Genomic DNA, 9,476 nt, shown 5'->3' with positions numbered 1-9,476 from the left:
ACTTTAACACCTAGCTCTTTTGCTATTGATTCAGCAACTGCAATATCATATCCTACATATTTTCCATTATCTAAGTATGTAAATGGTTTATAATCCCCTGTTGTTCCAACTCTTAATGTCCCTCTAGAAATAATTTCATTAACTAAATCCGCTCCATAAGAAAAACTAGTAATTAAGATAAGTAAAATAATATTTAATAATTTTTTCATTAATATCCCTCCGCTTTTAATCTTTAAGAGGAATATAACACGTCTTAAATTTTATTTATAGAGAACAATTTTTATTTAATTTTGTTCGTATTTAAGTTTTGGTATTATTATTAAATTTTACTTTTAATAGCTACGTCACTAAAAGTCATTCTTAGTTTTATTATTTTAATGTATACACCTAACTTTTTCTACATTTTTACAATATCAATATTTCCAGTTATAAAGTTTCTTCTAATTTCAAAATCAGGATTTATAGTTACTACTAAATGAGCTGCTTTAGCAACTAGTGATAATCCTACTGTTGAAAAAGCAGTTGCAACAGAAGCTAACGCAGTTCCTTTTGTTATAATTCTAACACTATAATTCTTTCTCTCTAAGTATCTTTCGCATTCCTCAACTACTCTAGTTATACTCATTTTTTAGTCTCTAAAGTTATTTCCTTTAAAGGACTTTCTATAAATTTCGAAAGTATATTCTTTAAATCCCTATCATCTGATGGAACCATATAATTTTCAAGTCTTATTTACATTTTATCTCCTTGTTTATATATAAACTTTATTTATTAAAGTATTATAAAACTTCCTTTAAAAGATATTCATAAAAGTTATCATATATTTTTTTTACTACTGAGTCAACATATTCAAATATTTCTCCTTCTTCGTTCAATAGTATTAAATATCCTGTTCCTTCATTTTGAACAACTATATAACCTTTAATGTTTTCATCTTTTGTAGCTATAACTACATTTAAATACCCTTCAACTCCTAGTCCATAAATTTCATTTGATCCGATACATAGATATCCAAACTCTTCTAAAAACTCTTTATATTCTTGAGGAAATTTAAAATTTAATTCTTTTTCAGCTTTTTCAATTTCTTTTATAGATATTCTTCCTTTAAAAATACCACCATTTAATATAATTTTTGATTTAATTTCTTTAGAAATCATATGATTAAACCTCCTAAATTTGAGCAGCTCTTGCTTTCCAATACTCTTCTTTTTCTTTTTTAAACTCTCTTCTATCTATTTGAGAGTCTATTTTTTTATCATGCAAAATTGTATCATTTCCTTGCCCTCTATGCTCTTGAACTGTTAATTCAGCCAGAGGAGAATCCATTTTTTGACCTATATGATGTAACTCAATAGGTTTTCCATCTTTCAAAGGCGCCATTCCCTTTTCCATTCTTTCCTTATTTGTAAACCCATTACCATCAACTTCATCATAATTTAAATCAATTCTTTGATAGCACTCTCTTCCATTAACCTCACCTTTTTTTAAGTCAGCATTTTCATAGATTTCTTTTTCCTTTTCTGAAAGTGATATTTCATCTATTTTTTTATAATCACTTTTCTCATTAAAAATAGGTTCATAATTTAATTTATTATTTTTTGCTTCACTAATTTTTTCTGTATTACCAGAGTCTATTTTATCAAATTTTTCCATTTTTGTTGATAAATCATTAAATTTTTCTACCATATTTTGTTGTCCTTTCTTATAAACTCATCCCATTTATTATAAAACTCAAAATAATCTGGATTTCTTGTTGCATTTTCCCTTATTATTGAACTACTTATCTCTAAACTTAATACTCTTTCATTTACAGAAATATTCAAAATATTTTTTAATATTAGATTTAATTTTTTATTCCACTCTTCTATATTTTCATTAGATGTCGATAAATTTAATATATCTAATATTCTTTCACCATCTATTATTTCAAAAATAAGCTTATCAACAACTCTGTTATTAAATCTATTTTTAGAAAGCTTATTTTTTTCAAAATATGACATTACTTTTTTTCTGTCTCTTTCATCAATAATCCTTTCATTTAAAGGGAGCTTATCTTCTAAAACTATTTTAAATAAGTTTTTAAAAAAATTCTCACTGCTGTTTTCTATTTTATGATTATATGGCATTTTATTAGTCATATAATTAAATTTTACTAAACAAGCTTCCTTCCAATTAGATTGAATTACTGCTGCAACTCCAGTTTCTAGTTTTGAAAGTTCTTCAATTTGCTCATCATTTAAATTCATAGATTTACCAACAATTTCTCTATCTTCTAAACTAGGTAACCTCAAACATATTTTAGTATTTGTATTTCTAATAACTGCTTGATCTAAAAGTCCAGGAGCTTGATCTGCTATTATAAACCCTTCACCATATGTTCTCATTTCAGCTATAGCATTAGTTAACATTTCAACTGCTTTACCTTGTAAGTTAGCACCTTCTGCACTTTGTTGCGTATTCGTTCTTTTCAGTAAATTATGAGCTTCTTCTAAAACCGTAATATGTTTTAACTTAGAGTTTTCTTCAATATTAGTACTCATCCTATATTCATGTAACTTCATAAAAACAATACCCATAACTAAAGATTTTGTTTCTGCTGATGGAATTCTAGAAATATCAACTATAACATTTTCATCAAAAAGTTCTCTTTCGGATAATTCATCTTCACAAAATATATTTCCAATTAGACCATTTTCTAAAGAATTTACTCTAGTTACTAAGGCTCCTATATAATTGCTTTTCGACTCTTGAGAGTATGAGCTTTCATTTATAACATTAGTTAATGATTTTTTTAAATCACTCAATGTTGGAAATTGCCTATCACCAAATAAATTTTTTGATTTTTTTAAATCCCACCCTAATATAATATAAGATTTCTCTATTGCATCTTTTAAAATTGCTGGCATAGCTGCATACATTGGCCAACATGCATTAAAAATTTCAGTTAAACGATCTATATGTTCTAGTATATGAATCTTTTCATTGAAACTAAAAGGATTTACTTTTAATAAATCAGTATAGTCTATATTTGTTCCATATACAGCTACATCATCTCTTCCACCAAATACATTTTTATATTCACCTTTTGCTGGCTCTATTATCAAAAATTTAATATTATTTTTTCTTAACTCTTCTAACATACAATAAACAACATTTGATTTTCCCGATCCAGTACTTCCTGTTACAAATGTATGTGATGTCAACGAATCCAAATCTAATTTTACTTTTCGATTTTCTTTTCTATCTAGATGATATATATCACCTATTTCAAATAAAGTTTCTGAAGCCTTTCCAAATACTTCTCTTCCAAAACTAACGCTTTCATGTACAGGTAGTCCTGGTATAGATTTTTTTGGTAAACTATTACTTATTGTTAGCTCTTTTGTAGTTATCAAAGTTGCCGGTGTTGTCAAAGTTCCTTTTGCATCAATCTCTATAATTGGATGATATAAATTAAATAAATAATCTTTAATTTTTTCAACACTTTTTTCATGCTTACCCTTAAACCAAGTATTTATATAAGATTTTTCAACATTTGTATTTTCTCCACTTATCAGTGAACTATAGTAACTTGCTGCAATTTTACTTACCTCAGGCTCTTTTGATATAAAATAAGCTGCACTTTGCCAAGCTCCATAATTTTCAAACTCTTTATTTCTCTTAAATTGAACTTCAATTTTTTCCAATAAATACTTCACACCTTTATTTTCAAAAGTTATATCCATTGAATTTCCTAATGTTGAAGTTGTTCCTTCTGAAGTTCCCTTATTTATCGATGTAGATTTTGTATCACTCTCATTTGTCGAATTTGTAGTACTTCTAGATTTTGAATTACTTCTTGCATATCCTAAGTTCGCTCCTAAAGTTTTAGCAAGACTTTCTCCTACAGTTGTTCCTATATTTTTTCCTATTTGTGCCACCGCCAATGCTGGTATTCCTAATCCTAAACCAGAAGATATTGAAACAGATAACGAAGCAAATACAGAAAGAGTTTCCGCAAAACTTATTCCTGCTGAATATGTATTTGATGTTGCTGTTCCTTCTGTATAAGAAATAGATGTCCCTTTCGTTTTAGAAATAGTATCTCCTTCAGAATAATTCTCCATCATTGATATTGCTTCACTATCAGATATTCCCTTTCGAATTGTTGAAAATGGAAAGATTTCATTATAAATATTTTGATAAACTTTTTTAATATATGATAAGTAGTCTCTCGAAACTGGGTCAGCAAGCAAAATAGCAGTATATTGTTGACCTTTCATTCCTTCTATAAATTTTTCAATTCCCTGAATATAGTTTTTATTTTCTATATTTTCTTCTGATTTCAAAGAAGGTACTTGAGTAACACTTGATATTTCTACTCCATCAACTATTTTTTCCATTAGATCTTCCACTGCATCCACATTAAAAGCTTCATCATAAAGTATCCCTGGAAAATTTCCTAAAATCCCTTTTCTTAATGTTTCTAAAGGAGATAAAGCTGACTTATTATCCTTAATTTTTACACCTATGTAGAAATTAACAAAATCTTGTTTTGCTTCTAATATTGTAAAAAAACTTGAGTTTATATTATAAAGTGATTTATATATATTTAGTAGTTTTGACAAATTATCCTCATCTTTATCAAAAACTATTCTTTCAAATTTTAAAATTCTAATCGAAGAAAAATCAGTATTCTTTATCTCCTCTGGTAGATTTAAAATATGACTTAAATCGAGATGATTTAAATACTCCTTCTCTAAATAATTATAAGTTTCATTTAATTTCAATTCAGCTGCTTCAAAGCTTGAATAATCTTTTGTATCAATCATTAAAAAACTCCTCTTATTATTTTGATAAAACCACTTTTATAATAACTATTACCACTACCAATAATCCTGTAACTATTATTAAATTCCTATATTTTCTTGAATTTTCAAATGATAAGTTTAAGGGATTTTTAGCTTGATTTTTTAACTTTTTTTGCTCAGCTTTACAAACTATCTCCACTCTTTTCTTAGAAAAATTTTTTGTTAAATTCATATCCATTTGTAAAATCATACTTTCTTCATCTAAATCTAGTTCATTTTCAAAAACTATATGATCTTCATATTGAAATTTTTTGCTTTTCATTTCTTCTTCTAAAATAGTAATTTCACCTTTACACTTCATAATATACGCTGCAAAATAGCCTTTATCAAATGCCATTAATTTCTCCTATCAAAATTTTATTTTTTTACTTTTTTAGCAAATTTTTCTTTAAATTTATTAAAACTTTTATTAACTTCAATCTTACTATAATCATCAACTATTTTTTTTGTTTCTTCTATTGCATTTTTTAAAGAGTTTTCTACAACATCTAAATTTGGGATAGAAATACTTTCTTTTAAATTCTTCACGTTTAATTTACTAGCAAATATTTTAAAAGAAGTTTCTACTTTGTCTAAATTTGAAATAGATAAATCTTCTTTACTGACTTCATTTGAACAAGATATTTCTTGTGATTCAATCTCTTTTGCTTCTTGTTCTAATAAATTTTCTAAAAAAGAAGTAGATTCAACTTCTAAATTTTCAATTTCTTCTTTTAATTTATTTTTTAGTATACTCTCCTCACAATTAAAACTATTTACCTTTTCTAAAAAAATAGATTTTGATTCTTTTGGCTCATTTAATTTTTCAGTTTCTTCTAATAAATTTTCTAAAATAGATTGAATTTTCTTTAAATTATCTAATCTATTCCTTTTTTCTTCTAACTCCTCTATTGATTCTGAAATTTTTTCAAAAATAGATTCTATTGCTTGATAAAAATTCTCTTTTAATGAGCAAATATTTTTAAAAAATCTATATTGAGTTTCTTTTTGGTGATTTTCTATCATATTATCTATTAAATTTCTAATTTCTCCCAATACAACTTCTGAGCTATATTTAGTTGTAATTATAGAATTCCATGTTTCAATTTCAAATAATTTAAATTCAATTTTACTCTTATTTTTTATTTCTACCTTACTAATTTCATCTAATTCTAATTTTAAATCTAATAAAAGATTGTCAAAAATATCTTTTTGGTTAAAATTGTCTATATAATTTTTCAATTTTTTTATTACTTCTTCTTCTAACTCATTTTTTACTTCTCTAAATATTGATTTTAATTCTGTTTCAAATAAATCATATCTTAAAGATATGAATTCTTCTACATTATCATATATGGTTCTTGCTTCTCTTTCACTTATTTGTTTTGACATTTTTTGATTTAAATTACTCATATAGTCTCTTATTGGCCTATATAAACTTTCTCTATAAAGTGGCGAGATTTTTCTAGCGTAATTTTTTTTATCATAATTCTCTAAAAATTTTCTAATTTCTTCTATTTTTTCACTTTTATTTTTTTCTTGGCTTCTCATTTTTTCTATAGTATTACTACTATTGTCAAAAGATAAAGAAATCATACTAAGTTCTCTTTTTATATCACTTAATATTTTAGTTAAAGCAAAATTCATTTTCTGAACTAAATAATATCTATTTATATGTCTTTTTATAAAATATTCAATAGCTGTTATACCTCCTAGATTTTCCATTTTTTTAAATTCATCTTTTTCATCAGAAAGTTTTTTCTTTAAATTCTCTGGAAGTGGCGTAAATTTTAAAGTATTTAAATTATATCTAGTAAATTTATTTTCTATTTTTTTAAACTCATCATACTCTTCTGCTTCTTCTTCAGTCATTTCTTCTTGATTTATATTTTTTAAACCTTTTCTTAAAGATTTTATAAAGAAAGAACTTATAGGAAAAATTTTAGGCTCTTTAATACCTTTATTTTTTAAAAACATTAAAGCATCTTCGTATATTCTCTGTTCTTCTCCTTTAGAAACTGAAGCACAATCAAATTTATTTAAAATAAATATAATCTTATCAGATAGCTCTTTCTCATTTTCATTTTCAGTCAAAAATTTGGCAATTTCTGCTATATATTCTCCCGAATCTTTTGTAGTAAGAGAAGTTGAATCTAAAACATAAAGTATTATGCAATCTTTTTCATTTTTTATAAAATTAAAAGATTCCTGTCTATGATCTGAATTATTATCATTATTTGGTCCTGGCGTATCTATTAACTTTATATTATAATTTTCATTAGATAAAAATGAAAAATTTCCAGTAAGCTCAATTTTAGTATTTATATTCTCTCCGTCATCCATCATTTTTTGTAGTTTATTTAAAGTTTCTCTTTCAACTTTTTTCCATTGACTAATAGGCTGAGAATTTAAAACTAATCTCGCTTTATATTCTCCTTTCAAAATATTCTTATTATTTACAATTTCAAATATTTTTGATGTACATGCTATATTTTCAGCTGGTAAAATTTCACTGCCTAAAAGGGCATTTATAAGAGTTGACTTTCCTGAACTCATTGGTGCCATAACTGCAATTTTTATCTCATCTCTAAATAATTCTGAATATTTTGAAGTGTCTATATTTAAACTAAACTCTTCTTTTATTTTTTTTAATTCTTCCATTCTTTTCAATAAATTATTTTTGAAATTTTTATCTTCATATTTTTCATAAAAATTTAATTCACATTTTGGATAATCTACCAAAATTGTTTTAATATCTTCATAATCAATTTTTCTACCTTTAAATTCAATATAAATTTTATCTGTATTAAGTTCTGTAAAAAAAGCTTCTAAAAACTTATCAATCCATAATTGAAAAATCTTTTGTTCTTTATTTTTTAACTCTAAAATTTGTAAAGTTTTTGTTAATCTCTGCGTCGGTATATTTTCAAATGAAATTTTTGTATCTAAGTAATAGGGATTATAATCTATCTCTATTTTTTTTATTTTCTCATTTTCTTTTACTGAGTTTCTTACAGCCATTTATTCTCCTTTTTTACTATTATTTGTTGAATAATTTTCAATCATCTTTTTTACTCTCGTAATCATTTTTTCTCTTAAATCTAAAGGTTCTAATATTTCTACCATATCCATAAATCCTGCAAAATATAGCATTGCTTGATAACTATTAGCTTCAAAAATATAGATATCTTCTTCAATCCTTTTAAGTTTAGGTCTATTACTCATGACTTGCTTATAGTATTTTTCTCCTTCAGATGTAAATTTCACTTTTACTTCATTTCCAAAAGAAAGAAAAGGATTAAAATTTTCTTTTAAATCTTTAATATATTTTTCATCAAAAGGTTCTCTATTTATAATAGTTATTCTAATCTCACTAAGATTTTTTATCCTATAATTAACTATTTTCTCCTTATAATAGCTATAACTTATCAAATAGTTTCTATTCTCTTTTTCTAAAGATGCTATAAAATAGGGATCTAAAATATCATCTCTATTTTTAAATTTAACTTCAATTCTCTTGTTATTTTCTATCGCTATCCTTATATGTTCTAGGTACTCTTTAAAAATTATTAACTCTCTTTCATAAGAACTTTTCATAGCATATTCTGTTATCAATTGACGAAAAAAATCGGCCTTTTTTATTTTATTATTCTCTAAAGTATCAAACTTTATAAAGTTTTCTTTATTTAAAGTAAATTGAAGAAGTTCTGTTTCCTCTTTGTAAACTGATTTTGATTTTTCTTGACTATAATTAAAAATCATATTCTTATATATTGTGTTGTAGTGTTTATTTTCATTAATTTCGAAATCTTCTTGATCTCGTTTTAAAATCAAGGCTATATTTTTGGGAACTGTAACTCTTAGTTTTATCATTTTTCACCCCCACAATTTGTTCTATTATGTAATTTTTACTACACTTTCCATACTTTTACAATCTTTTTTTCCTTTAACTTCCTAATTTGTTCTATGTTTTTATTAAAGTTTCTTTAAAATAAGTACTTCTAATTTTTAATTTTGTAGTAACTTTTTTAGTTAACTAAAATATCATAATTTCTCTTAAAAAATATTTAACTATTAAAGTCGACAAAAGTTTCTACATTTTCTTAATATAACTCTTTTATTTCTAAGCTTTAATAGAAAAATTTTTGGTCCAAATTAGAATTACACAGGAAAAAAAATTAGTATAATTTATCAAAAGATGTAATAATAATGTAACTAAAACAAATTAAAAATAAAATAAGGATGTGATTTCAATGATAATCTTTCTAATAACCTTTCCAATAATTCTTCTCTTATTTCTTTGCATAATTTTTAGCAGCTCTCGAAAAAGATCTTGGTGTTTTAATCGTTTAAATTTAACTTTTTCCTTAGATCCATTTAAAGAAATTCTCGATTTTTTTTACACTAGAAAACAAAAAAAGTAGTGCCTTCACACTACTTTAGTTTATAGATACATTTTTCTAATTTTTTCAGCAGCTGCAATATCATATTCTAAATATTTTCCATTTTTTAAATATGTAAATGGTTTATATTTTATTTTAATTCTGGCCAATACCCTGTATTTGCAACTATCAAATCATCTAATATATCTTTAGCTACTCTTGCACTTGGAACAGTTTTTGACATAGTTATTGCTTGCCATAATTT

8 protein-coding genes are annotated in these 9,476 nt (G+C 24.8%); all 8 read right to left on the bottom strand.

Annotated features, from left to right (window positions below):
- The coding region (locus ACRDDY_RS15415; protein WP_438565825.1) for a transporter substrate-binding domain-containing protein at window positions 1–209 on the bottom strand (209 nt) is incomplete at its 3' end.
- Between the two features lie 188 nt (window positions 210–397).
- The gene (locus ACRDDY_RS15410; protein ID WP_438565824.1) at window positions 398–625 is read right to left on the bottom strand and encodes a hypothetical protein; all 228 of its coding nucleotides are present in this window, start codon (window positions 623–625) and stop codon (window positions 398–400) included.
- A 154-nt stretch (window positions 626–779) separates the two neighbouring features.
- Complete coding sequence (locus ACRDDY_RS15405; protein ID WP_438565823.1) at window positions 780–1,157, bottom strand: SMI1/KNR4 family protein; 378 nt, start codon at window positions 1,155–1,157, stop codon at window positions 780–782.
- A 13-nt stretch (window positions 1,158–1,170) separates the two neighbouring features.
- Window positions 1,171–1,686: an HNH/ENDO VII family nuclease gene (locus ACRDDY_RS15400; protein ID WP_438565822.1), complete on the bottom strand. Its 516-nt coding sequence runs from the start codon at window positions 1,684–1,686 to the stop codon at window positions 1,171–1,173.
- Window positions 1,680–4,811, bottom strand: coding sequence for a helicase HerA domain-containing protein (locus ACRDDY_RS15395; RefSeq protein WP_438565821.1), 3,132 nt, complete (start codon window positions 4,809–4,811; stop codon window positions 1,680–1,682). Before ACRDDY_RS15395 ends, ACRDDY_RS15400 begins: the two co-directional genes overlap by 7 nt.
- Window positions 4,812–4,827: 16 nt before the next feature.
- Window positions 4,828–5,187 carry a hypothetical protein gene (locus ACRDDY_RS15390; RefSeq protein ID WP_438507681.1) on the bottom strand — a complete coding sequence of 120 codons (360 nt, stop codon included), beginning with the start codon at window positions 5,185–5,187 and terminating at the stop codon, window positions 4,828–4,830.
- A gap of 20 nt (window positions 5,188–5,207) precedes the next feature.
- Window positions 5,208–7,850, bottom strand: a complete 2,643-nt coding sequence (locus ACRDDY_RS15385; RefSeq protein WP_438565820.1) for a dynamin family protein — start codon at window positions 7,848–7,850, stop codon at window positions 5,208–5,210.
- Complete coding sequence (locus ACRDDY_RS15380; RefSeq protein WP_438565819.1) at window positions 7,851–8,702, bottom strand: WYL domain-containing protein; 852 nt, start codon at window positions 8,700–8,702, stop codon at window positions 7,851–7,853.
- Between the last annotated feature and the right edge of the window lie 774 nt (window positions 8,703–9,476).

The organism is Clostridium sp., assembly GCF_051656525.1.
Taxonomy (GTDB): Bacteria; Bacillota; Clostridia; order Clostridiales; family Clostridiaceae; genus Clostridium.
The sequence above is the reverse complement of the archived record's forward strand: the minus strand, read 5'-3'. Positions and strand labels throughout refer to the sequence as shown.

Bases quoted from the DNA above. Each gene is read 5' to 3' on its own strand.
- ACRDDY_RS15380 (WP_438565819.1), bottom strand. From the start codon at position 8,702: ATGATAAAACTAAGAGTTACAGTTCCCAAAAATATAGCCTTGATTTTA.
- ACRDDY_RS15395 (WP_438565821.1), bottom strand. From the start codon at position 4,811: ATGATTGATACAAAAGATTATTCAAGCTTTGAAGCAGCTGAATTGAAA.
- ACRDDY_RS15390 (WP_438507681.1), bottom strand. From the start codon at position 5,187: ATGGCATTTGATAAAGGCTATTTTGCAGCGTATATTATGAAGTGTAAA.
- ACRDDY_RS15400 (WP_438565822.1), bottom strand. From the start codon at position 1,686: ATGGTAGAAAAATTTAATGATTTATCAACAAAAATGGAAAAATTTGAT.
- ACRDDY_RS15405 (WP_438565823.1), bottom strand. From the start codon at position 1,157: ATGATTTCTAAAGAAATTAAATCAAAAATTATATTAAATGGTGGTATT.
- ACRDDY_RS15385 (WP_438565820.1), bottom strand. From the start codon at position 7,850: ATGGCTGTAAGAAACTCAGTAAAAGAAAATGAGAAAATAAAAAAAATA.
- ACRDDY_RS15410 (WP_438565824.1), bottom strand. From the start codon at position 625: ATGAGTATAACTAGAGTAGTTGAGGAATGCGAAAGATACTTAGAGAGA.